The 24003-nt window shown below is 38.1% G+C and carries 21 protein-coding genes; 18 read left to right on the top strand and 3 right to left on the bottom strand.

The genetic code is table 11. The features are described from left to right. Positions 1–294 precede the first annotated feature (294 nt). Entirely contained in the window at positions 295–726 is a 432-nt protein-coding gene (locus BBP83_RS07480; RefSeq protein ID WP_068887051.1) for an OsmC family protein, read from the bottom strand. Between the two features lie 146 nt (positions 727–872). On the opposite strand from BBP83_RS07480, the gene crp reads away from it, so the two are divergent. From crp to BBP83_RS07450, 7 genes are all read left to right on the top strand, one after another. Continuing rightward, positions 873–1583, top strand: a complete 711-nt coding sequence (gene crp / locus BBP83_RS07475) for a cAMP-activated global transcriptional regulator CRP (RefSeq protein ID WP_068887049.1) — start codon at positions 873–875, stop codon at positions 1581–1583. A 169-nt stretch (positions 1584–1752) separates the two neighbouring features. Further along, a complete protein-coding gene (locus tag BBP83_RS07470; protein WP_068887047.1) occupies positions 1753–2802 on the top strand; it encodes an NADP(H)-dependent aldo-keto reductase in 1050 nt (349 codons plus the stop codon). Positions 2803–3080: 278 nt separating this feature from the next. Beyond that, a complete protein-coding gene (gene clpB, locus BBP83_RS07465) occupies positions 3081–5660 on the top strand; it encodes an ATP-dependent chaperone ClpB (protein WP_068887045.1) in 2580 nt (859 codons plus the stop codon). A gap of 233 nt (positions 5661–5893) precedes the next feature. Further along, positions 5894–6190, top strand: a complete 297-nt coding sequence (locus BBP83_RS15590) for a GH3 family domain-containing protein (RefSeq protein ID WP_281181019.1) — start codon at positions 5894–5896, stop codon at positions 6188–6190. 64 nt (positions 6191–6254) lie between these two features. Next, positions 6255–6626: a hypothetical protein gene (locus tag BBP83_RS07460; RefSeq protein ID WP_425394293.1), complete on the top strand. Its 372-nt coding sequence runs from the start codon at positions 6255–6257 to the stop codon at positions 6624–6626. Between the two features lie 10 nt (positions 6627–6636). Next, on the top strand, positions 6637–7806 hold the full coding sequence (locus tag BBP83_RS07455) for a GNAT family N-acetyltransferase (RefSeq protein ID WP_068887043.1): 1170 nt from the start codon (positions 6637–6639) through the stop codon (positions 7804–7806). Between the two features lie 114 nt (positions 7807–7920). Next, complete coding sequence (locus BBP83_RS07450) at positions 7921–9210, top strand: DUF945 family protein (protein WP_068887041.1); 1290 nt, start codon at positions 7921–7923, stop codon at positions 9208–9210. A 74-nt stretch (positions 9211–9284) separates the two neighbouring features. On the opposite strand, the gene rlmKL is transcribed toward BBP83_RS07450, so the two are convergent. Continuing rightward, entirely contained in the window at positions 9285–11489 is a 2205-nt protein-coding gene (rlmKL, locus tag BBP83_RS07445) for a bifunctional 23S rRNA (guanine(2069)-N(7))-methyltransferase RlmK/23S rRNA (guanine(2445)-N(2))-methyltransferase RlmL (RefSeq protein WP_068887039.1), read from the bottom strand. Between the two features lie 248 nt (positions 11490–11737). Here rlmKL and BBP83_RS07440 point away from each other — a divergent pair, with 248 nt between their 5' ends. From BBP83_RS07440 to BBP83_RS07405, 8 genes are all read left to right on the top strand, one after another. Further along, on the top strand, positions 11738–12091 hold the full coding sequence (locus tag BBP83_RS07440; protein WP_068887660.1) for a hypothetical protein: 354 nt from the start codon (positions 11738–11740) through the stop codon (positions 12089–12091). 296 nt (positions 12092–12387) lie between these two features. Next, positions 12388–13404, top strand: coding sequence for an aspartate carbamoyltransferase catalytic subunit (locus BBP83_RS07435; protein ID WP_068887037.1), 1017 nt, complete (start codon positions 12388–12390; stop codon positions 13402–13404). A gap of 11 nt (positions 13405–13415) precedes the next feature. Next, positions 13416–14651, top strand: coding sequence for a dihydroorotase (locus BBP83_RS07430; protein ID WP_068887035.1), 1236 nt, complete (start codon positions 13416–13418; stop codon positions 14649–14651). Positions 14652–14900: 249 nt separating this feature from the next. Further along, on the top strand, positions 14901–15941 hold the full coding sequence (locus BBP83_RS07425; RefSeq protein ID WP_068887658.1) for a hypothetical protein: 1041 nt from the start codon (positions 14901–14903) through the stop codon (positions 15939–15941). A 97-nt stretch (positions 15942–16038) separates the two neighbouring features. Beyond that, a complete protein-coding gene (locus BBP83_RS07420; protein ID WP_068887033.1) occupies positions 16039–16815 on the top strand; it encodes a Rossmann-like and DUF2520 domain-containing protein in 777 nt (258 codons plus the stop codon). A gap of 42 nt (positions 16816–16857) precedes the next feature. Beyond that, on the top strand, positions 16858–17538 hold the full coding sequence (locus BBP83_RS07415) for a class I SAM-dependent methyltransferase (RefSeq protein ID WP_068887031.1): 681 nt from the start codon (positions 16858–16860) through the stop codon (positions 17536–17538). A gap of 125 nt (positions 17539–17663) precedes the next feature. After that, positions 17664–19277: a GMC family oxidoreductase gene (locus BBP83_RS07410; RefSeq protein ID WP_068887029.1), complete on the top strand. Its 1614-nt coding sequence runs from the start codon at positions 17664–17666 to the stop codon at positions 19275–19277. Positions 19278–19352: 75 nt separating this feature from the next. Continuing rightward, a complete protein-coding gene (locus tag BBP83_RS07405; protein WP_068887027.1) occupies positions 19353–20780 on the top strand; it encodes a coniferyl aldehyde dehydrogenase in 1428 nt (475 codons plus the stop codon). 55 nt (positions 20781–20835) lie between these two features. Here BBP83_RS07405 and trmB read toward each other — a convergent pair whose 3' ends face one another. After that, the gene (gene trmB, locus BBP83_RS07400; RefSeq protein WP_068887024.1) at positions 20836–21552 is read right to left on the bottom strand and encodes a tRNA (guanosine(46)-N7)-methyltransferase TrmB; all 717 of its coding nucleotides are present in this window, start codon (positions 21550–21552) and stop codon (positions 20836–20838) included. 751 nt (positions 21553–22303) lie between these two features. Here trmB and BBP83_RS07395 point away from each other — a divergent pair. From BBP83_RS07395 to BBP83_RS07385, 3 genes are all read left to right on the top strand, one after another. After that, positions 22304–22915 (top strand): glutathione binding-like protein, encoded by a 612-nt coding sequence (locus BBP83_RS07395; RefSeq protein WP_068887022.1) that lies wholly within the window; start codon positions 22304–22306, stop codon positions 22913–22915. Between the two features lie 159 nt (positions 22916–23074). Next, positions 23075–23656 (top strand): NAD(P)H-dependent oxidoreductase, encoded by a 582-nt coding sequence (locus BBP83_RS07390; RefSeq protein WP_068887020.1) that lies wholly within the window; start codon positions 23075–23077, stop codon positions 23654–23656. 13 nt (positions 23657–23669) lie between these two features. Then, entirely contained in the window at positions 23670–23981 is a 312-nt protein-coding gene (locus BBP83_RS07385; RefSeq protein WP_068887018.1) for a putative quinol monooxygenase, read from the top strand. Positions 23982–24003 lie beyond the last annotated feature (22 nt).

The following is a 24003-nucleotide window of genomic DNA, read 5'->3' as shown; positions in this document are numbered from 1 at the left end:
TTAATTGATAACTTTTGTGCTTCTTTCTAAGCGGTTTATAAAAAATATCTAAAAAGAAGGAAAACCAGATGGGTATTTTGCACTATTTAACCTGATTTTAAGTTCAGGTTTTTTATTTTGACGGAACGTTTATCTTGATATCTTAGACGCTTTAAATGGGGTGTTTGGAATGTTTTAACGCCTTTGGATAATGGCATAAAATAGAAAATCGACTGTACACATTAAAAAACCGAATTCATCGATGAACTCGGTTTTTCATTAAGATTTGGCTGAGCAACAATAACAAGTGATTATTTATTCACTTTCAACAGTTTCTAAAATTTCAAAATCATGGGTAATTTCGACACCACCGTCCATCAGCATTTTACTGGCAGAACAGTATTTCTCAGCAGATAATTCAATAGCCTTAGCCACTTGTTTCTCTTTTACTGCTTTACCAGTCACCACAAAATGCAAATGAATTTTAGTGAAAACGGCAGGAATTGTATCAGCACGTTCAGCTTTTAATTCACAGCGAACATCGGTAATTTCTTGGCGAGCTTTCTTTAAAATAGTGACAATATCAAAAGATGCACAGCCACCTAAACCCGTTAAAATGAGTTCCATTGGACGGGGTCCGCGATTTTCACCACCGTATTCTGCTGAACCATCCATGATAACGCTGTGACCGCTCTGAGTTTTTGCCTCAAAAGCGACATTCTCTAGCCAATGAACACTTGTTTGCATTGCAACTACCTGAAAAAAGCTATAAATTTACGAAGTGCCTGTACACTACCATAAATTGAGTTGAGAAGGAATTTCATCTCTTCAGTGTGACAAGTTCATTTTAGGTCTGTGCGATCTATAAATTATCCATATTCGGAACCGTTAGCATGACTTCAAACTTTTCACAATTGAGCACAGATGCACTGTCTCCAGGTCAGTTACCTGAGTCAGTTAAAGCATTATTAAAACGTGCTTATATTAATCGATATCCAAAACGTACAACGATTATTGATGCAGGATCAGAATCCAAATCTTTATATTTGATTTTGAAGGGGTCTGTATCCATCATTTTAAGTGAAGATGATGAGCGAGAAATTGTTGTTGCGTATTTGAATGCGGGGGACTTTTTTGGGGAAATGGGTCTCTTCGAAACAAATGCACAGCGTACTGCGGAAGTCCGCACACGTGATGTCTGTGAAATTGCCGAAGTGACTTATGAAAATTTCCATGAATTAAGTAAGCAATATCCAGACTTAAGCTATGCTGTTTTTGCACAGTTAGTCCGTCGCTTGAAAAACACGACGCGTAAAGTTACAGACTTAGCATTTATTGATGTTTCAGGCCGTATTGCACGTTGTTTAATTGACTTATCTTCGCAACCAGAAGCGATGATTTTGCCAAATGGACGTCAAATTCGCATTACGCGTCAAGAAATTGGCCGTATTGTGGGTTGTTCACGTGAGATGGTCGGCCGTGTTCTTAAAACTTTAGAAGAACAAGGCATGATTGAAACAGAGGGTAAAGCTATTCTCATTTTTGATGTGTCTTTAGACGCCAATAATGACGTTTCATCAGATGACACGGAAGATGATGAATAAGTTATAGCGAACTAAAAAAAGCAAATCTTCGGGTTTGCTTTTTTTATGCCTATATTCTAACAAATATCGACAAAATTTAAAAAATAATGATTTAACCTAGAACTTAGAATTGGTTAAGTTAATTCAGTTTATTAAATTTCACTGCAACTGTTTAAGGATGAGACGTTTTATGCAATTTAAACCTTTAGCCAATACTGGAATTTTAGTGCCAGAAATTTGTCTGGGTACAATGACCTTTGGTGAGCAAAATACGCAAGCAGAAGGTTTTGCACAGTTAGATTATGCTTTAGAACGGGGGCTGAATTTTTGGGATACAGCGGAAATGTATCCTGTACCGCCAAAACCTGAAACGCAAGGTGCAACAGAACGCATTATTGGCAACTGGTTTGCAGAAAGGGGTGGGCGTGACAATGTTATTTTGGCAACAAAAATCGCAGGCCCTTCACAAGGAGGAAGCCAGATTCGTAATGGGCAAACACGTTATACAGCAACAGAAATTGCCTCTGCTTTAGATGGTAATTTACAACGGCTTAAAACTGATTATATTGATTTATATCAATTGCATTGGCCACAGCGCCCAACAAATTTCTTTGGAAAACTAGGCTACGATAATGCTGAAGCCAATAATGATCAGGAAGTCACTGCTTTAGAAGAAACCTTATTGGCTTTAAGTGATGAAGTTAAAAAAGGTCGCATCCGCGCGATTGGTTTATCAAATGAAACGCCTTGGGGCACTTTAAAGTTTCTTCATTTGGCAGAAAAACTGGGTCTAGAAAAAGTGGTTTCTGTACAAAACCCATATAATCTATTGAACCGTACTTATGAAATTGGTATGTCAGAAATTGCGAAGTATGAAAATGTCGGTTTACTGGCATATTCACCTTTAGCTTTTGGTTATTTAACAGGGAAATTCCGTCATGGCGCGCGTCCTGCCAATGCGCGTGTGACTTTATTTAGTCGTTTTAGCCGTTATAGCAACCCACAAAGTGAATGGGCGACAGAGCAGTATGCACAGTTGGCAGAAAAACATAGTTTGAGTTTGACCCAACTGGCATTGGCTTTTATTAAACAGCAGTTTTTTGTGACCAGTACTATTATTGGCGCGACGAATTTAGCTCAGCTGAAAGAAAATATTGATGCTTTTGAAATCAATTTATCTGAAGATATTTTGCAAGGCATTGAAGCTATTCACCGTCAGCAACCGAATCCTGCACCTTAATTTATTTGACTGAAGAATAAATAAGCGTTTTTTATTCTTCAGTATAAAACGTTATAGTGAGTAGCATTTTAAATCTGACAAGTGCTTTATTCACAATTTGTTGAAAAAAATACTATTTATCACTTGAAATCAATTTTTTTTATACCCATATTATGATCAAGGTTTAATATTTTAACCGAGTTAAGTTTCTGAAAAATATATTAAAATATTGTTTGAAAAATGATGAACCGTTCCCATATATCCATTAAGTACACAATTTGTTGTGAGGAATAACAAGAATGCGTTTTGAAAAATTTACAAATCGATTGCAACAAGCTCTCTCAGATGCCCAATCTCTAGCGATGGGTAAAGACCATACCGCTATTGACGGTATACACATTTTATCCACTTTATTAGAAGAAGCTTCTAATCTCAGTTTGTTACAACAATCGGGTGTAAATCTGCCTGAGCTGAAAAGCAAATTGCAACAAGCGATACAAGATGCGCCAACGCTGGCCAATCCAACTGGCGATATTAATTTGAGCCCAGAGGCTGTAAAAGCGCTGAACTTAGCAGACAGTTTTGCCCAAAAAGCAGGTGATGAATTTTTATCTACAGACTGGGTGATACTGAGCCTAGCTGAAGTGGGTGCGACTAAAGCTCTTTTAAGCAGTGCTGGCCTTAAAGTCGATAGCTTACGTAATGTCATTACAAAAATTAGAGGTGATGAAAAAGTCATGAGCAATAATCATGAAGATCAACGCGACTCATTAAATAAATATACGGTTGACCTCACCGAGCGCGCACTGGCAGGAAAGTTAGACCCTGTCATTGGTCGTGATGACGAAATTCGTCGTACAGTGCAAGTCTTATCACGCCGTACAAAAAACAATCCAGTATTAATTGGTGAGCCGGGTGTGGGTAAAACCGCCATTGTTGAAGGTTTAGCCCAACGTATTGTTAACGGCGAAGTGCCTGAAAGCTTGAAAGGTAAACGTGTTTTATCTTTAGATATTGGGTCTTTGTTAGCAGGTGCTAAATATCGCGGTGAATTTGAAGAACGTCTAAAAGCGGTGTTGAAAGACTTATCGAAACAGGATGGAGCAGTCATTCTGTTTATTGATGAGTTACATACCTTGGTGGGCGCTGGTAAAGGCGAAGGCGCGATGGATGCAGGTAATATGCTCAAACCTGCTTTAGCACGTGGTGAGCTTCGCTGTGTCGGTGCAACCACTTTAGATGAATACCGTCAATTCATTGAAAAAGATGCGGCCTTAGAACGTCGTTTCCAAAAGGTGTTGGTCGATGAGCCAAGTGTTGAAGACACTATTGCAATTTTGCGTGGCCTAAAAGATCGTTATGCAACGCATCATGGTGTGCAAATTTTAGATTCGGCGATTATTGCAGCTGCAAAAATGTCGCATCGTTATATTACAGACCGTCAATTGCCTGATAAAGCCATTGACCTGATTGATGAAGCCGCTTCGCGTATTAAAATGGAGCTGGATTCAAAACCAGAAGCCTTGGATAAACTAGAACGCCGTTTAATTCAGTTAAAAATGCAACTTGAAGTGGTGAAAAAAGATGATGATGTTGGCAGTAAAGCTGCTGTAGATCATTTGGCACAGCAAATTCAAGAAGTTCAGTCCGAATACAATGATTTGGAAGAAGTCTGGCGTGCAGACAAAGCACTGGTTGAAGGCAACAAAGACATTCAAATTAAATTGGATCAGGCGCGTCTTGCTTTAGAAAAAGCGCAGCGTGAAGGTAATTTGGGTGAAGCAGGTCGTCTGCAATATGGTGTCATTCCAGATTTGCAAAAAGAGTTAGAACGTATTGAAGCTGCCGAAGAAAATGAAGCGCCAAAACTGCTTCGTAATAAAGTAACCGACAACGAAATTGCCGAAGTCGTTAGTGCGGCTACAGGTATACCTGTAGCTAAAATGATGCAGGGTGAACGTGAAAAACTCTTGCGGATGGAAGACTATTTGCATAACCGTGTTGTGGGTCAGGATGAAGCTGTTATTGCCGTTTCAAATGCGGTTCGTCGCTCACGTGCAGGCTTATCAGATCCGAATCGCCCAAGTGGTTCGTTCTTATTCTTAGGGCCAACAGGTGTTGGTAAAACAGAGCTGACCAAAGCCTTGGCGAGCTTCTTGTTTGACAGCGATGATGCCATGGTGCGTATTGATATGTCTGAATTTATGGAAAAACATTCCGTCAGTCGTTTGGTGGGTGCGCCTCCGGGTTATGTCGGCTATGAAGAAGGTGGTGTATTAACTGAAGCTGTGCGCCGTAAACCTTATAGCGTTGTGCTATTTGATGAGGTGGAGAAAGCGCATCCAGATGTATTTAATATCTTGCTTCAAGTTTTAGATGACGGACGCCTAACAGACTCGCAAGGCCGTGTGATTGACTTTAAAAATACGGTCATTGTGATGACATCGAACCTAGGTTCAAGCGATGTACGTGAATTGGGCGATGTGGCGACAGATGTGGAAGTCCGTGCCGTGGTGATGAATGCAGTTACACAGCATTTCCGCCCAGAGTTTATTAACCGTATTGATGAGTTGGTGATTTTCCATTCACTTAAAAAATCGCAAATTCGTGGTATTGCTGATATCCAATTGGCTCGTTTACGCGAAAGATTAAGTGAAAAAGACATGAGCCTAACGATTGATGATAGTGCATTTGATCAATTAATCGATGCTGGTTTTGACCCTATATATGGTGCTCGTCCATTAAAACGTGCCATACAGCAACAGATAGAAAATACATTGGCTCAAAAAATCTTGTCTGGAGAATTCCAAGCAGGTGATACCATTGTCATTCAAGGAGAAAATGGCCATCTTAACTTTGGGAAATTAAAGTTAAATTAATGACTTAAAATCCATTTTTCAGTAAAGATAAATAAAAAAACCTAGCATTTGCTAGGTTTTTTTATTTTACGTCCGTCGTATTTTTTATATAAATATGTAAACCTGATTGCATTTTTTTAAATGCTAGAACTAATATGGTCGCCGTTCGTCCCGTGTTGGAACCAACTTATAAAAAATTATTATACAAAAAAAATATTGCTCATTGAATGATAGAGCAACAGAGAATAAATATTATGATGGAATTTAAGTTAACTCTAATTTCAAGTTGGGACACAGCGGGTGCGACAGCATGGGCAACACCACTGCAAGCACGTATTGCCAATGTGGCATTTGAAGGTAAGGGATTGTGGGCAACTGAAGCCGTCGTCACCATTCCGTATGAAAATCAATATCCATTAAGTTATCAATCACATTTTTATGAGTTCTTACTTCAAGGAACTGACCAAATTGTACCAAGTTGGCAGTTGAATTTAGCGGATATTGTTAGCCCAGATTACTTCAGGGTCTGGTTTAATTCGGTATGTAATTGAAGATGAGCTTGAAGTTACAGGGTTCTATCAGCAAGTCCCATGTTTTAGATTTCTTGGTTGTAAAATGACAGTTGATATGGTCGGTGAAAAACTCGATCATCATTTGGCGGTACACGTACTTGATGGTTTTAAGCGAGCAGATTATGTGCCAATAAGCTTGTTGGGCATTGAACATTGCACAGTTAAAAAACCACATTACATTTTATTAAGTGAAGGCAATGCCTTACACCAGCCGAATGTAGAAGACCTTGACCGACAATTAAAGCGTAATTTTCATTATGAACTGGCGCGAGATTTGGGGCAATTAGACGCACTAGAAATTAAGCATGTAGATGATGCATGGCAATATTATAAAACCTTGGCCATGCATAATGGCATGATTGAAGGCAATATTAAGCCTGAACCTTTAAAAAAAATGAAAACAAAAATAGATTGAGTAAAGGAATATGAATTCAGATGCTATGAATATTTCGGTTGAAAATACGAGAACAGTATATTCGTCAGCCAATGTTCCAAATTTCCATGTGCGACCAGCAACCAAAGCAGATGATGAGCAACTGGTGCAACTTATTGCGGAAACCATGCCCAGTAATGGAATGACGCTAGCTTTTGAGCGCTACCCGAGCTATTTGGCAGCGTCACATGCGCAATATAATCGACCAGATATTCGAGTTGTTGTTCCAGATAATCAACCAGATAAAATAGTCGGAATGATGAATTTAGGTTGGAAATATTGTTATATAAATCAACAGCCAGATGTGCTACGTTATGTGGCTGATTTACGCTTAAATCAAAAGTTTAGAGGTCAGAATATTTTACGTTTACTGATGGATTATCTGCGTGATGAATTGCCACAAGACAGTATGCTGGAAAGTATTATTTTGGTTGATAATTTACCTGCACGGCGCATATTGCACGAAACGAAAACAGGTTTTCCATCACCTTATTTCTATGATGATATTCAAACATTTACTGTTTCTCAAGTTCAAAAACCTGCAGCGTTTGATCATTATCAATTTGAACCACTGAGCATCAATAAAATTGCAGATGCGAATGCATTTGTGCAGTCAATGAAAGCACATTACAACTTTTTGCCCAATTATGAATTTTCTGATTTAGCACATGGTGAGCATCCATTTTGGTTGGGCATGAAAATGGATGATTTTTATTTGATTTATAATCATGAAAATAAAATGGTCGGTATTTATGGCTTATGGAATCAACAGTCTTTTAAACAAACCAAAGTGGTGCATTATTCATGGTTACTTAAACTCATCAGGCCTTTTTATAACTTGTATGCAGGTGTGAAGGGCGCATTAGTTTTGCCTAAAAAAGAGCGCGCTTTTGATTATCTGATGTTACATAGCGCGCTCTGCCATCCATCTGATAAAGGGGTTTTTAATAGTTTATTGTTTCATGCCCAAGAACAAACGCGTTTAAAACGTAAGAATGCCTTTTGTATTACCTTGGCTAAGACAGATCCACGAATTCATCAAATGAGTCATACATCCTCTCATGTGATTCACGCCATTCATGCTTTTCATAGCTTCCAAGGCAAACCGTATGAATTATTTGACGGTTCAAAAATCAGTTATTTCAAAACAGGACGGATATAAATCGCTTGAATTGATAAATACAAAAATTAATTCTGTACTTTTATAGGTTTAATGTATTTTTTTGTAAATAAAATTAAGTATACTGATTCAAAATAATCAGAAAAAGAGCCAAAAATGTCAAAAATCATTTGGGTTATTGGAAGTGTTATCACTGTAGTCGCTTCCGCGGTCAGTGCGAATTGGTATGCAGATCAAAAAATATCAACGTATTATGAGCAGGCGCAACTTGCGCAGACCTCAGACGATCTTAAAATTCAATACAGTAATTTTAAGATGAATACTTTTAGTGGGAGTGCAGATTGGGTCATGATATTGGCTTTAGACCCTTGTAAGGCGAATGATGTGCTTGTTCTAGAAGGTCGGGATAAAATCCAAAAAAACTGGAAAGGATACCAAATCGATTCTACCTATGTGTTTAAGTCTGGAAATGAAAAAGCCAAGATGTTTCTACGCGGAGAGCAACAAGCGAATACACAAATCAATTGGTTAGGTCAGTCATTAACCACTGTAAATGTGCCTAAAGTTGATACACGTACTGATGGTATCTATTTAAGATTAGATCCAAGCCTTATTCGTGTTTATAGCGACTCAAACTTTAAAGATAAGCCTGAAATTACGAAGTTGGAAATGGATATTCCTGCATTTACGATGGTAGAGGGGCGTAATCAAATTTTGGCGCAAGGTTTAAAATTAGAAACCACACAAGGTCTGGGTGATGCTGTCTTTGATTCAGGTAAAACACGTTTTTTAATCACTTCTTTTCAACGCTTAGATTCGGACTTGTCTGGAGGCATTAAAAATTTGGAAATGCTTTGGGATACACGAATTGAGGAGAATAGAGTTGCTGTTGATAGTACCTTTAAAATTGGCGAATTGAGTGTGCCTCATTCACTAGTAGCGAAAGATATTGTGATGAATTTAGAAATGAAGAATATAAATTTGCAACGTCTTCAAGAATTTTCCTCTGTATTGCAAAAGTCGAAAAAAAGTTGTGTGGGAACGGAATTACTTAAGCAAGAAGCATCAAATGCATTTTTAAAAATCATTAATGACGGCTTTGATTTTTCTTCCAATAACCAAATGAGTGTTGGTAGCGGAACCGCTAAAGCCAATTTAACCGGTAAAATAATGCCCGGACATCATGGTTCCGTACAAGCATTTGGCAAAATGCTTCCGAGTTTATTGTCATTTAAAGCAGAATTAGAGTTTGATAAAAATTTGTTTAAAACCATGAGTAATGGTTTTGCTCAAGCAACGTCCGCGCGAAAAATGACGGATCAAGATATTGAAAATATGTTTAGCTCTTTAGAATCTTCGGGACAAGCGAAGCGATCTGGTGATCATATGAAAATGTTGCTGGACTATCAGTTTGGTCAAAAAATGTTTTTAAAGCCTGATCAGTAAAATCTATCAATCAGTATTTTTTGCATAAATAAAAAAAGATGAAGCGCAATTAATGCGCTTCATCTTTTTGAGTCTTAAACTGGAGGATGGGTAATTTTCCAAGCACGATGGATTTTTTGATTCCGTTTGAAATCGGGACCAATCGTCTCACTACTGATTTCTTGTACATCAAACATGGCTTGAACTTCTTCGTCCATCTCAAAACCGCGATAGTTATTTGAGAAATACAGCGTACCTTCTGTTGTTAAACGGTTCATGGCGCGTTTAAGTAAAGAGTTATGGTCGCGTTGGACATCAAATGTGCCATAAAACTTTTTAGAGTTCGAGAAGGTTGGTGGGTCAATAAAGATCAATTCATATTGCTCATGACCTTCTTTTAACCATTCAAAGCAATCGCTTGCGAAGAATTGATGTTGTTGATCGACATGATCAACAGTCAGACCATTTAAGACAAAGTTTTCTTTAGACCAATTCAAATAGGTATTTGAAAGGTCGACACTGGTCGTACTGGCAGCACCACCTAACGCAGCATGGACGCTGGCTGTAGATGTGTAGCTATATAAGTTCAAGAAGTGTTTACCTTTGGCCTCTGCCGCAATGCGTAAGCGCATTTGACGATGGTCAAGGAATAAGCCGGTGTCTAAATAGTCGGTTAAGTTGACTAAAACTTTGGCTTTGCCTTCTTGTACAATAAAGCGTTTTGAAGCAGTACTTTGTTTCGAATACTGGGTTTTACCTTCTTGGCGGGCGCGTGTCTTAATAAAGATTGCATCACGTGGTAAACCTGTAACAGCACGAATAGACGCTAAAGCTAAATTAAAACGCTTTTTGGCTTTTTCTGGGTCAATAATTTTAGGTGGCGCATATTCTTGCACATGCAAACGGTCGCCATACAAATCGACTGCGACATTAAAGTCAGGTAAATCGGCATCATATAAACGTAGGCAATAAATATTTTCTTTAACAGCCCATTTTTTCAAAGCTTGCATATTTTTTTGCAAACGATTGGTGAAGTCTTCCGCACCTTCAATCGCTTCAAACTGCTGTAGTTGCCATTCCGCTAAAAATGGAAGGCTCACAGGTGCAGGTTTGATTGTGCCGAAACGAATGTAAATTGGCAATTTACCATTCATTAAGCGCAAAATTTGTGGCTCATTAAAGGCCAAAACATCGGCTTGTTCAACGGCAGAAGCAATAACAGCAGCATACTGGTTCGGGAAGTTTTTTTGCAATAATGCAGATAAACCTAAGTACAGTGCACGATTTGATGCTTTTTCACCAAGGCGCTCGCCATACGGTGGGTTGGTTACAATCAGTGCACGTTTACCTTCGGCTTCAAAATTTGGCCAGTCTGCTAAAGTACGTTCTTCAATTTTGATTTGATCTAATACCGATTCAAAACCTGCAGCAATAATATTTTGTTTGGTCGCTTTAACAGCTTCCCAGTCGGCGTCGTAGGCATAAAATTTTGGGAGTGGGTTTTGTAGTGCTTTTTCATGACGTTCAGTGGCTTCAGCTTTAATACTCATCCACAAATCATGATCATGGCCATTCCAACCATTAAAACCAAAACGACGTACTAAACCAGGTGCACGGTCAGTGAGAATCATCAATGATTCAATAACAAATGTACCCGAACCACACATTGGGTCTAAGAAAATTTCAGGATCACGTTCTTTTAATTTTGCTTTTTGTAGAATAGCTGCCGCTAAGTTTTCTTTAATCGGCGCATCTGTCATAAAACGGCGATATCCGCGTTTATGTAGAGAATCACCAGATAAATCTAGGCAATAGGTATGCTCAGTTTTACCTGCCAATACATACATGGTAATTTCTGGCTGTTTAATATCGATGCTTGGGCGTTTGCCGACAGCTTCCATAAATGAATCAACCACACCGTCTTTTACACGTAAAGTCGCGAATTGACTGTTGACCTTAATGTCACGTTCAATATGTAGACGTACAGCAAATGTACTTTGTGGTGCAAAAATAAGCGACCAGTCAAAGGCAATTGCACCTTCATAGAGCTCTTCAGCAACATCACGTGCATCGTGGGTAAATTCAAGTTCATGCGTATGAATTGGCATTAAAACGCGTGATGCTAAACGTGACCACAGACAAACGCGATACGCATTTTCTAAAGTGCCTTTGAAAACCAAACGACCCGGAAATTGCTCAATATTTTGAACACCTAAACCCTCAATTTCCTCGCGGAGTAAGGTTTCAAGTCCATCTGCACAGGTGACCCAGTATGTAGAAAGACGCGGTTTCGAATTCATGTAAATTTCCAAAAGCAAAAAAGCAATCGGACATTTTAACGTATTTTCGACTATTTGGGCGGATCATCTGCATCGGTTGTTTGATAAATATCAATCATTTTTTATGACATAGAAAAGGTGGTTGTATTTTAATCAAAAGAATGATCACGTTATTGGTATGCAACTTGCTTATTTAAGATGGTATTTGCTTCTGCAATTTGAAAAGTGGTGTCATTTTAGTTTTTATTTTATTGGGCAAGGGGAAAGATATGTTAGGTGTCGTACAGCACGAAAATACTCGAGATTCAGACACATTTTCTGTAGCAACATTATTTTATACACGCCTTCGTCGAGTGACAGGTCATGTTGTTGACGTACGCTATTTGGTTGAAAATAAAGAATATGCTAAATATGTAATTGAGATTGCAATGAAAACCAATGATCTAGAGTTAGATCGGTTGATTCAGCGTTTATATGATTTATTAGATTTAACCACGGGTTCAGAAACACCTGTAAAAGTAGAAAGTTTAGAAATGATAGAACCTGAATATATCAGCGAAGCAACTGCTGATGAGATTTATAAGGCACAGGTTTCGCACCATTATATTGGCGCACTGCGTTAATTTTTATAAAGTATTTGGGGCAGACTTTAAGTAGTTTTTGTTGCTTATGGTCTGTTTATTTATCTATAAACGTGCAATCTAAAACCATTGTTAAAACAGTAAATAGAAGTAGTGCAACTGATATTTTATAATTTCACTCCTCTAATTTTGTTTAAATTATCTTATTTAATAAATACATAGGATTTTTATATTTAAATTTTATTTCGAAAAAAAAGTATTTTAATTGCTGAAAACTTCAACTGCTAAAGAAGGTGATTCTCTGTATAATACGTTAACTTAACAATCAGGAATCTCTCATGCACTTGGCGGCATTGCATACACCGAGTCAGATTCAACTCAACCAAGAAGGGAACTTAAAACATTTCCTCACCATCGAAGGTCTTTCTAAAGAAACCCTCACAAAAATATTGGACACTGCGCAGTCCTTTTTTAATGACCAAAATCAGCTAATTACCAATAATCTTTTAGAAGGTCGCACGGTAATGAACCTATTTTTTGAAAATTCGACGCGTACCCGCACCACATTTGAAGCCGCAGCAAAACGACTTTCCGCTAACGTTCTAAACATTGATATTGCCCGTTCAAGCACCTCAAAAGGTGAGACCTTGCGTGATACTTTGTGGAATTTGGAAGCAATGGCAACCGATATTTTTGTGGTACGTCATTCATCTTCAGGTGCACCACATTTTATTGCCAAAGATGTGTGCCCGCATATCGCCATTATTAATGCAGGAGACGGTCGCCACGCGCATCCGACCCAAGCTATGTTGGATATGCTGACGATTCGCCGTGAAACTAAGAAAAAATTTGAAGAAATGAGTATTGCTATTATTGGTGATATTAAACATTCACGTGTTGCCCGTTCAGATGTTGCTGCCTTACAAACATTAGGATGCAAAGACATTCGCGTGGTTGCGCCAAATACCTTACTTCCTTATGGTTTTAGTGAATTTGGCGAAGATGTCCGTTTATTCAATAAAATGGAAGACGGTATTCGTGACTGTGATGTAATTATTACCTTACGTATTCAAAATGAACGCATTGATTCACCTGCTTTAGCGTCTCAAGCTGAATTTTATAAAATGTACGGTTTGAATAAAGAGCGTTTGGCCTTAGCTAAACCTGATTGTATTGTGATGCATCCTGGCCCAATGAACCGTGGTGTAGAAATTGATTCAAGTATTGCCGATGGCCCTCAATCTGTCATTTTACGTCAGGTGACCAATGGTATTGCGGTGCGTATGGCGGTATTGGCTTTGGCTATGCAGGGCCAATTGCAGGAAAAAGGTTTGTTAGACGCGATTGCGGGATAAGGTATAAAGTCATGACTATTGTAAAAATTGAAAATGTACGTGTCTTAAACCCGATTGATCAAACGGACAGCGTAGAAACAGTATTTATTGAAAATGGAAAACGCGTTGCATCATCGAATCACATAGCCGAAACGCTAGATGGCCAAGGAAAATGGCTAATGCCAACCATGGTCGATTTATGTGCACGTTTACGTGAACCCGGCCAGCAACAACATGGCACATTAAAATCTGAAGGTAAAGCTGCCCGCGAAAATGGCATTTTGCATGTTTTCACGCCACCAGATTCACAACCAATTGTGCAAGACAATGGTGCTTTAATTCACGGCCTAGTGGAAAAGGCAATGTTGGATGGGGGAATTTATTTACAGGTTATTGGCGCACAAACGCAAGGTTTAAATGGCAAACAACCTGCCAATATGGCCGGTTTAAAAAAGGGTGGCTGTACAGCTGTTTCAAATGCTAATGCACCCTTTGCTGATGATGATGTGGTCATTCGTACATTAGAATACGCTGCTGGTTTAGACATGACAGTGGTGTTCTATGCAGAGGAGCATCAAATTGCCAAAGATGGTTGTGTACATGAAGGCTTTGTTGCTTCGCGTCAGGGCCTTCCTATGATTCCTGCACTAGCTGAAACCCTTGCCATTGCCAAATATTTACTGATGGTTGAAGTAACAGGTGTGCGCGCACACTTTGGTTTATTGTCTTGTGGTGCTTCGGTTGAATTGATTAAAACCGCCAAAGCCAAAGGTTTACCCGTAACCTGTGATGTGGCTATGCATCAATTGCATTTAACCGATCAACTCATTGATGGTTTTAATTCACTGGCGCATGTTCGTCCGCCATTGCGTTCAGAACAAGACAAAACCCTACTGCGCCAAGGTTTAAAAGATGGCGTGATTGACGCGATTAGCACGCATCATGAACCGCTTAGTAGTTCAGCAAAAATGGCACCTTTTGCCGAAACACAACCGGGTTTCACTGCTTTTGATACCTTTGTTCCTTTTGGTGTGCAGTTGATTCATGAAGGCTTATTTGAACCTTTAGCATGGGTTGAAAAAGTGACTGTCGCACCTGCAAAAGTGGCAAATATGTATGAGCGTTGGGTTGCAGAGTCAGGTTGGGTTTTGGTTGACCCTGAGTTGGAATGGGTGCTGAATAAAGGCAGTATTGTGTCAAATGGTAAAAATACACCATTAATTAACCAGACTGTTAAAGGCAAGGTTGTGAGAAGTTTCACAAGCTAAGGCTTTTATTATTTAGCTTGTCATGTGAAGTGCATACTATGTGCTTGCAATAATACGGGGCTCGGACTTTTAAATCCGAGCCTTTTTCTTGGAAGATGATTTAACTAATTCCTTAAAAAGGAATGCTACTTATAACTGAAGTCAAAAAATCTATGTATAACAACAGGGATTTTGGGTCAAGGTAATGGCGTAAAGTCAGATTTTTTGTTTAAATATACCAAAATTATAAAACACCATGGTTTAGATAAAATGAACAAGGCAATTATTCTCGGTTTGATGTGCAGTACAGTCTTGGTTTCAGGCTGTGATTATTTTAAAAATAAAAAAGATAAAACGGTGGTTGAAGAACCTAAGGTACAGCAAGTTACGGACTTTAGTTGTACTGCGCCAGCAAATATTGAACAATTACAAGATTATGTAAAAGATGAATATTTAAAGAATTTAGATCAGCGTTTACGCCATTCTGGCTATGAAGCAGATCAAGCATTGCTGGATAAAATCCGTAAGAATATCAAATTTGAAATTGGTCATATCAGCACAAAAACAGACAACCCTGAACAAGCAAAGACCTTAGATTGCAGTACGTTAATTACGGCTGTTTTACCAAATGGTCTGCAAAAACGAGCTGAAAATGCATTTATGGATGCGCCATGTGATGAGTGTGAAGGTGAAGACAGTGATTCAACCTACACACTGCAAGATTATTTCAATAATTCATTTCCTGCTTTGACCTTAAAAAATGACAAATTAAATGGTATTGATTTTATTTATCACATTGAAAAATCTGATAAAGATGAAATTAGCCTAACCATGGAAAGTCATGAAATTATTAGTGAGGCAGCTCATTTAACAGAGTTAGCGGTGCAATATGCGTCCTATCTAAAAGTAAATGAAAAAAATAAAGAATATTCAAAAAAATCTGTTGAAGATGATGTAGCACAACGTGAACTGGCACAAAAAGCATTAGATGTTCGTCAAAAAGAAATTGATGGTGAGCAAAAAGTAGCTGTTGAAAAGTTAAATGTGGCGTGGGATCGTTTGACTGCTGAACAGAGAACATCCTTACAACAAGATCAATCTGATTGGTTTGAAAAACGTGATGTGGACTGCAAAGTGCTTGCGCAAAAAAGCGTTCATCAAATTGATGATAAAGAATTAGAAACTTATCAAAAGAAAGCGAATGACTGGAATGATGCAATGTATGCCCAAAATCAGGCAATTCAGTACAGTAAATGCTTTATTCAAAAGACCAATGAGCGTTCCGTTTATTTAAATAATTTATTTAATTAAATAAATTAGAACAAAACGACATTTTTATAAAAGGACGAATTGATTCGTCCTTTTTTTATTGTCATGCTGTGGTTATATAAAATGCTGTGAACAAATTATGCGAATTAGTTTTATTGGAGCAGGGCGCGTTGCTCATCATTTGGTACATGCCTTAAAACAGCACCATCAAATTATACAAATTTATAGTCAAGGCTTTGTTCATGCTCAAAAGTTGGCAACAGAGGTCAAAGCTGAAGCAGTACATACCTTTGCTGAATTGAGTGCTGAAATAGATGTATTGATTATTGCAGTTAGTGATAGTGCAATATCTGATGTTATTCAACACGTGCATACGTACTTACCCAATACTTTGATTGTGCATACTTCGGGCAGTACAGACATTGAAAAACTGACGAAAGTGCATGCAAGAGCAGGGGTATTTTATCCTTTACAGACTTTTAGTTTAGAGCGTGAGATTGATTGGTACAGTACACCTCTATTTATAGAAGCGACTCATCTGACAGATTTAAATACCTTACTGCAATTGGCCAATGAGTTGAGTCAGCGCGTGTATCAATATAATTCTGCGCAACGTTTGAGCCTTCATTTGGCTGCTGTATTTGCCTGTAATTTCAGTAATTATTGTTATGACATGGCGAAACAAATTGTAGATGCGAAACAGGTCGATTTTAGTTTACTTTATCCACTCATCATAGAAACAGCGCAAAAAGCGTTACAAGCCGAACCACGCAACATGCAAACAGGCCCCGCAATGCGAGGGGATCAAAATATTATTGCAATGCATGCACAGATGTTGAAACAAGACCAGCGTCCAGATTTAGAAGCAGTGTATCACTTGCTCAGTGAGCAAATTTTAAAACGCCACCAGTCATAAGTTAATACTCACCAATTTTAAAATATTTAGGAGCAAATAATTTTGGCCAAGGACTTTAATAATCAACAGGTTGTAGATGGTTATGATCAGCATATTAGAAAATTAATACCTGGCTATGAAGTTGTTCATTTACAAATTTTGGCGATATTAAAGGCTCATTTACATACACACGCCAATATTTTAATTATTGGTGCTGGAACAGGCTATGAGTTGGGATATTTGTTGCAACAATTTCCACAGTGTCGGTTTACCGTCACGGAACTTTCAACAGCTATGCTAGAAAAAGCTAAAAACTATGTTGCGCCGTGGAATTTGGATGAGCGTGTTCATTTTATTTTGGGACAGCATACACAATTGATCAATCAGCCAAAATTTGATGCTGTTTTATCTATTTTAGTGACGCATTTTGTACCTTTTGATCAAAAACAGTGTTTTCTACACAGCGCGCAACAATGCTTAAGTGCAACCGGTATCTTCTTAACTTTCGACTTAATGCAGTTCGAATCGGTGTCGCAATCTAACGGGTTAAAGCAGATTTGTGAATTAAATGGACTGTCTAAACAGCAAACGCAGGCGATGCTGAGCAGAATGCAAGATGATTTTTTTCCGCTGACGGAAATACAGACACGTAATTTTTTACAGCAAGCTGGCTTTGGGTATGTTGAACGTTTTTGTCAAATACTCACTTATCAGGGCTATATTGCGCGCCTAAAAACTGAGTAATACAGATGCTTGATAATAAAAGTATTTTCGATGGCTTTATTCAAATGTATTTTTAATATCGATTATTCTATTTTAGAAAAATAGCATACCTTTAATTTATAAAAATAAAGACTATGGAAAAAAGAATGCAAAATGAATTTGATTATATTGTCATTGGTGGCGGAAGTGCTGGTTGCGTTTTAGCTGGACGTTTAACTGAAGACCCCAATATATCTGTTTGTTTAATAGAAGCAGGTGGTGATGGAAATAACTGGACAGTGAATGTTCCAGCCGCCACTGTGATTAGCCTTCCGACTAAAATTAATAATTGGGCATTTGAAACGGTACCTCAAGCAGGTTTGAATGGCCGCAAAGGCTATCAACCACGTGGGAAAGGCCTGGGTGGTTCATCGAATATTAATGCCATGATTTATATTCGAGGTAACCAGGCTGACTATGACCATTGGGCTTCTTTAGGCAATACAGGTTGGTCATATCAAGAAGTTTTGCCCTATTTTATTAAGTCAGAAAACAATGCATCTCTTCAGAACAAATATCATGGCAATACGGGGCCACTTTCAGTCAGTAATCTACGCACGGATAATCCTTTACATCAGCGCTATATTGCAGCAGCACAAGCCGAAGGCTATAACGTGTTAGATGATTTTAATGGGGCAGAACAGGAAGGTTTAGGGGTTTATCAAGTGACCCATGTGAATGGTGAAAGATGTAGTGTTTCTCGTGGATATTTGCAACCGCATTTAAATCGTCCAAATTTAACGGTACTTAGTCATGCAGTTACTCATAAAATTTTAATTGAAAATAAAATAGCCATTGGTGCCGAAATCCATCATACAGGTCAAATCAAGCAAATAAAGGCAACCAAAGAAGTTTTGCTTTGTGCAGGAGCAATTCAATCGCCACAAATTTTAATGCTTTCAGGCATTGGCCCTGAACAAGAACTGAAAAAGCATGGGATTGACTGTGTACATTCATTGTCAGGTGTTGGCCAAAACTTTCATGACCATCCTGACTTTATTTTTGGTTATACAGTAAAAGAAATTCAGGGAACTTTCGGTATTTCAATGTCGGGTTCTTTAGATATGTTTAAGCAAATTCAGCGTTATCGTCGTGAACGTAAAGGTATGATTACTTCAAATTTTGCTGAATGTGGCGGTTTCTTGAAAAGTGATCCTTCTTTAAGCATTCCTAATTTACAGCTACATTTTGTCGTGGCATTGGTCGATGATCATGCACGTAAATTTCATGCAAGCCATGGTGTCTCTTATCATGTCTGTTTACTGAACCCGCGTAGTCGAGGATCAATTCAATTGAGTGGCCCGAAAATTAGCGATCCATTAAAAATTGATCCTAATTTTTTAGCCGATGAACAAGATTTAGAAGATTTAGTTCAAGGCTTTAAATTGACACAAAAATTAATGCAGTCGCCAGCGTTGTCTGAAATTTACAAACAAGACTTATTTACAGCAGACGTGAAAAGTGATGATGATATTCGAGCTATTCTGCGTCAGCGTGTCGACACGGTTTATCATCCCGTGGGTAGCTGTAAAATGGGTGTAGATGACATGGCCGTGGTCAATCCACAATTACAAGTTTATGGTATACAAAATCTAAGAGTGGTCGATGCTTCAATTATGCCAAATGTAATCAATGGCAACACCAATGCTCCCGTTGTTATGATTGCGGAAAAAGCGGTAGATTTGATTCGTCAGTATTATTTACAGCAACAAGTGGCTTAAACTGACACAGAATTGTGCTGACATCACATTTTGTTTCATTTATTTTATAAATAAAGATAAAAGTTGGAAAAAATTATGGCAATGGAACAGCAGTTTAATCACGATCAAAATGATTTTGCTTTAAGCCATACGTTTGAACTGCAAAAACAGGCATTCAAACAACACACTTATCCGAGCCTTGAACAACGTGTTGAAGATTTAAAGACATTGTATGGGCTTTTAATTACCCATCAGGATGAAATTGCCACGGCAATTAGTCACGACTTTTCAAATCGTAGTACAGATGAAACCCGCTTATTTGAAGTCATGACCAGTTTGAATGGTATTAAACATAGTTTGAAGCATTTAAAAAAATGGATGAAGCCAAGTAAACGTCATGTGGGTATTTTATTTCAGCCTGCTAGTGCTTATGTGATGTATCAGCCCGTGGGCGTTGTTGGGATTGTCGTTCCTTGGAATTATCCTTTATTTCTAGCTGTTGGGCCTTTGGCTCAGGCACTGGCGGCTGGAAACCGTGTGATGTTGAAAATGAGTGAATTCACTCCTGAGTTTTCAGCACTATTTCAAAAGTTAATTGCATCAAAATTTGATGAAAGCCAAATTCATGTCATTACTGGTGATGTACAAATAGCGCAAAAATTTACCCAATTAGCATTTGATCATTTATTATTTACAGGAGCTACCGCTGTGGCGCGTCATGTTTTGCATGCTGCTGCCGACAATTTAACACCTGTGACTTTAGAACTGGGTGGCAAATCTCCAGTCATTATTGCTAAAGATGCTGATTTAAAAGAAAGTGCCCGACGGGTTGCCTTTGGTAAGACCATGAATGCAGGTCAAACCTGTGTCGCGCCAGATTATACCTTGGTACATCGCAGTCAGCAGGATGCATTTGTCAAAGCCTATTTTGAGGTGATTAAAGCATTTTATCCCGACAGTATTCGCAATAACCCCGACTATACCGCCGTGGTCAATGACCGTCAGTTTGAACGTTTACAGCATTATTTATTGGATGCACAACAAAAGGGTGCACAGCTTATTCAAATAGAAGCAGAGTCTGATGGTCGCCGTATGCCACATGCTGTATTGACCGACGTTTCAGATGATATGGCCTTAATGCAAAATGAAATTTTTGGCCCTATTTTGCCTATTGTTTGTTATGACCAAATAGAGGAAGCAATTCAATATATTAATGATCGAGAACGACCATTGGCTTTATATTATTTTGGCTATAACAAGGCTGAGCAACAAAAAGTGTTACATGAGACCCATAGTGGAGGGGTTTGTTTGAATGAGACCTTGCTTACGGCTGGCATGGAAGATATACCTTTTGGAGGCATTGGCCCTTCAGGAATGGGGCATTATCATGGACATGAAGGTTTTAAAACGTTTAGTCATGCCAAATCTGTTTTTGTCCGCCCAAAATTTAGTTTAATGAAGCTTATTTATCCTCCTTATGGAACTTCAATTCAAATGTGGATTTATAAGTTATTTATCCGTTAGAAATTGATGAATAAAAAAGCGCTCAAATAGAGCGCTTTTTTAATTGAAGCTAAAATTAACCAATTTTCTTAAATAAGAAGTCGTTAATTTTATGTCCAGCTTCTAGGCCACGACGTTCAAATTTGGTTTGTGGACGCCAGTCTGGGCGTGGGAAGCTATTGCCTTTACCCGCTACATTTTCTAAATTTGGACGATTATCCAAAACATCTAGCATCCATTCTGCATACGGTTCCCAGTCAGTAGCTGCATGGAATGTACCGCCCATTTTCAGTTTTTGCTCAACCAATGGCATACGATCATGGGAAACAAAACGACGTTTGAAATGACGTTTTTTCTGCCAAGGATCTGGGAAGTAGAGTTGAACCGTATCAATGCTGTTGTCAGGCATTTCACGTAAAACTTGAATGGCATCTGCATCTAAAACACGCAAGTTTTTCAGTTCGGCCATACCTGCTTCAAATACGCATTGCGCGATACCTGGAATATGCACTTCAATACCGACAAAATTACGTTCTGGGTTTGCTTTTGCCATAAGAACCAATGAGCGCCCCATACCAAAACCAATTTCTACCGTTAAGGGATGTTCTGGGTGCTCAAAATGTTGACGCAAATCGCCAACAGGATATTCCAAAATTAAGTGACCATATTGTTCAAGCGCAGTACGTTGAGAGGTATTCAACGGTGTTGAGCGACGCATAAATGTGACAATTTCGCGTTGTTCGCTTAAGTTGTCCAGCTCTACAACTTGCTGGTCTAATTGATCGTTCGACATAACTTTGGCAAATGTAAAAATTTTGAATGCAGTATTTTAAGTCTTAAGCTGAACAAGTCAAATTTTATTGCATTATCTGCATGAATAAACGCAGTCAAAAGATTGGAACTGACTGAGCTAAGCTATATTCAAAGCTCACAATAGGCTTATTTTATGAGAGCGCGCGCAACTTGCTCTAGTGGTAAAATGACCTGAACGGAAGTATTTCCAATTTATGAATGTACGATAAAAGCCGATGATTTTTTGTTTTGTATAAATAAAATACCAAAATAAATATAGAACAGCTACATTAGAGCGATAAATAGCCTAAGTTATTTATTTTATTGAGTTCAGTGGTTTGTGTAATAAAAAATCAAATAGCCAAAGCATGGAAGAAACCATAGACCACAATTTAAAAAACAAAGCAGATTGATTTAGCAATTTAAAAATAAGCTGTAAGGGCTTAAATCATAGCAGTCAGAAGAGTCATCGCTTGCCCAACGACTAAATGTGCAAGGGCATTGGTTTGAATATTCGATAGCTGAAGCACAGTATTTTTTCATAAAATTGAAAACCTGCGTATGTTAAAACCTTAGCATGTAAAAATGCCTAATATTTTGACTTGAAAAAAAATGTAATTTAGACAATATTCAGGGGATAGATGTTTTTATACATTTATGCTTTTTTTTGCAATTTACAGGTCTGATCACTTGAAAGTTTTTCAGAAGCGATTTAAAACAATGAATAGTTAATAACAAGGATCAAATCAGATATGAAGCTTTATTATTCTCCAGGCGCGTGTTCTTTGGCCGCGCATATTATTTTAAATGAAATTAATGTAGATTTTGACTTGGTTCGTGTTGATCTAAAAACTCATAAAACTGAAAAGGGCGTAGATTATTACGAGATTAATCCAAAAGGCTATGTACCAGCGTTGGAAATTAATCCGGGTTTGATTTTGACCGAAAACGTGGCCATTTTACCTTTTCTTGCACAGCATGATCCGAAACAAGATTTAATTCCGCCATCAGGCTTAGGGCGTGCTAAAGTTTTAGAATGGTTAGGTTATTTAAATTCAGAATTGCATGATGCTTATGCCGTATTCTTTGGTGGCCCACTAAGTACGGATGCAAAAGAGAAAGCTTATGCTGAAATTGACCGTTTATTAACTTATATAGATAAATCTATTGGCGAATCAGACAATGATTATTTGGTAGATGATAATTTTGGCCCTGCAGATGCTTACCTTTTTGTATTGACGAACTGGTCTAATTCAATTGAACACGATTTAACACCATATAAAAACATTATTCATATTCGCCATAAAGTAGCAGAACGTCAGTCTGTACAAATTGCAATGCGAGATGAAGGGTTAATACCTTAATGGGGTTGCTGTAATAAAAAAGTGCTTTCGGGCACTTTTTTTGTTCAGAAATATTAATTCATGATTTTTAATCAATAATATTTTGCTGATTAGGGAGTTTTTCACAGTAAAAGTTGTCGCTATAGTGCCTTCAGAAATAAATATTGAAGGTTTTTTTGTATGAGTAATATCTTAATTATTAATGGCGCTAAACAGTTTGCCCATTCGAATGGTACGTTAAATGACACCTTAGCTGAATTGGCTGAAAATGTTTTAGCCGAGTTAGGCCATAATATTAGAATCACCCGCGCAGAAAGCCCAGATACGCCTCAAGTAGAAGTTCAAAAAATTCTTTGGGCAGATACAGTGATTTATCAGATGCCCGGTTGGTGGATGGGCGCACCGTGGACAGTGAAAAAGTATATTGATGATATCTTCACAGAAGGGCATGGAACTTTATATGCAAGTGATGGTCGCTCACGTTCAGATACTGCTAAAAAATATGGTTCTGGCGGTTTAATTCACGATAAAAAATATATGTTGTCTTTAACGTGGAATGCACCGATTGATGCATTTACAGAAGCTGATCAATTTTTTGAAGGGGTTGGCGTTGATGGTGTTTATTTACCTTTTCATAAAGCCAATCAGTTTTTAGGTATGCAGTCTTTACCGACATTTATTGTCAATGATGTGATCAAAGCACCAGAAGTTGAAGCTTATATGGCACAGTATCGTGAACATTTGACGCAAGTTTTTGCTTAATCAGGAGCTTAAAATGTTAACTGTGATTGCAGAAATTATTTGTCATTCAGAACAAGATTTAAAAACAGTACTTGATTCATTTCATTATATCCGTGAGCAGGTATTACAGGAACTTGGTTGTCATACCTATGATGTGCATATTGATCATCCTGCGGTTAAAAGTGCATTGCGGACCAAAGTACCATTTTCAATCATGATGTATGAAAAATGGCAGAGTATGCAACACTTAGAAGCGCATATGCACAGTGTCAGTATGCAACAACATGCCAAAGCAACGGAAGGTGCTGTCGCCAGTGTAAAAATTCGTATTTTAGAAGCGCAATAAGCTACAGATGTGAGTTTGAAAA

It is taken from the genome of Acinetobacter celticus (assembly GCF_001707755.1).
Taxonomy (GTDB): domain Bacteria; phylum Pseudomonadota; class Gammaproteobacteria; order Pseudomonadales; family Moraxellaceae; genus Acinetobacter; species Acinetobacter celticus.
The sequence above is the reverse complement of the archived record's forward strand: the minus strand, read 5'-3'. Positions and strand labels throughout refer to the sequence as shown.

What these genes read in the sequence shown, in the direction of transcription:
- BBP83_RS07480 (WP_068887051.1), bottom strand. Translation starts at nt 726, where the DNA reads ATGCAAACAAGTGTTCATTGGCTAGAGAATGTCGCTTTTGAGGCAAAA.
- crp (WP_068887049.1), top strand. Translation starts at nt 873, where the DNA reads ATGACTTCAAACTTTTCACAATTGAGCACAGATGCACTGTCTCCAGGT.
- BBP83_RS07470 (WP_068887047.1), top strand. Translation starts at nt 1,753, where the DNA reads ATGCAATTTAAACCTTTAGCCAATACTGGAATTTTAGTGCCAGAAATT.
- clpB (WP_068887045.1), top strand. Translation starts at nt 3,081, where the DNA reads ATGCGTTTTGAAAAATTTACAAATCGATTGCAACAAGCTCTCTCAGAT.
- BBP83_RS15590 (WP_281181019.1), top strand. Translation starts at nt 5,894, where the DNA reads ATGATGGAATTTAAGTTAACTCTAATTTCAAGTTGGGACACAGCGGGT.
- BBP83_RS07460 (WP_425394293.1), top strand. Translation starts at nt 6,255, where the DNA reads ATGACAGTTGATATGGTCGGTGAAAAACTCGATCATCATTTGGCGGTA.
- BBP83_RS07455 (WP_068887043.1), top strand. Translation starts at nt 6,637, where the DNA reads ATGAATTCAGATGCTATGAATATTTCGGTTGAAAATACGAGAACAGTA.
- BBP83_RS07450 (WP_068887041.1), top strand. Translation starts at nt 7,921, where the DNA reads ATGTCAAAAATCATTTGGGTTATTGGAAGTGTTATCACTGTAGTCGCT.
- rlmKL (WP_068887039.1), bottom strand. Translation starts at nt 11,489, where the DNA reads ATGAATTCGAAACCGCGTCTTTCTACATACTGGGTCACCTGTGCAGAT.
- BBP83_RS07440 (WP_068887660.1), top strand. Translation starts at nt 11,738, where the DNA reads ATGTTAGGTGTCGTACAGCACGAAAATACTCGAGATTCAGACACATTT.
- BBP83_RS07435 (WP_068887037.1), top strand. Translation starts at nt 12,388, where the DNA reads ATGCACTTGGCGGCATTGCATACACCGAGTCAGATTCAACTCAACCAA.
- BBP83_RS07430 (WP_068887035.1), top strand. Translation starts at nt 13,416, where the DNA reads ATGACTATTGTAAAAATTGAAAATGTACGTGTCTTAAACCCGATTGAT.
- BBP83_RS07425 (WP_068887658.1), top strand. Translation starts at nt 14,901, where the DNA reads ATGAACAAGGCAATTATTCTCGGTTTGATGTGCAGTACAGTCTTGGTT.
- BBP83_RS07420 (WP_068887033.1), top strand. Translation starts at nt 16,039, where the DNA reads ATGCGAATTAGTTTTATTGGAGCAGGGCGCGTTGCTCATCATTTGGTA.
- BBP83_RS07410 (WP_068887029.1), top strand. Translation starts at nt 17,664, where the DNA reads ATGCAAAATGAATTTGATTATATTGTCATTGGTGGCGGAAGTGCTGGT.
- BBP83_RS07405 (WP_068887027.1), top strand. Translation starts at nt 19,353, where the DNA reads ATGGCAATGGAACAGCAGTTTAATCACGATCAAAATGATTTTGCTTTA.
- trmB (WP_068887024.1), bottom strand. Translation starts at nt 21,552, where the DNA reads ATGTCGAACGATCAATTAGACCAGCAAGTTGTAGAGCTGGACAACTTA.
- BBP83_RS07395 (WP_068887022.1), top strand. Translation starts at nt 22,304, where the DNA reads ATGAAGCTTTATTATTCTCCAGGCGCGTGTTCTTTGGCCGCGCATATT.
- BBP83_RS07390 (WP_068887020.1), top strand. Translation starts at nt 23,075, where the DNA reads ATGAGTAATATCTTAATTATTAATGGCGCTAAACAGTTTGCCCATTCG.
- BBP83_RS07385 (WP_068887018.1), top strand. Translation starts at nt 23,670, where the DNA reads ATGTTAACTGTGATTGCAGAAATTATTTGTCATTCAGAACAAGATTTA.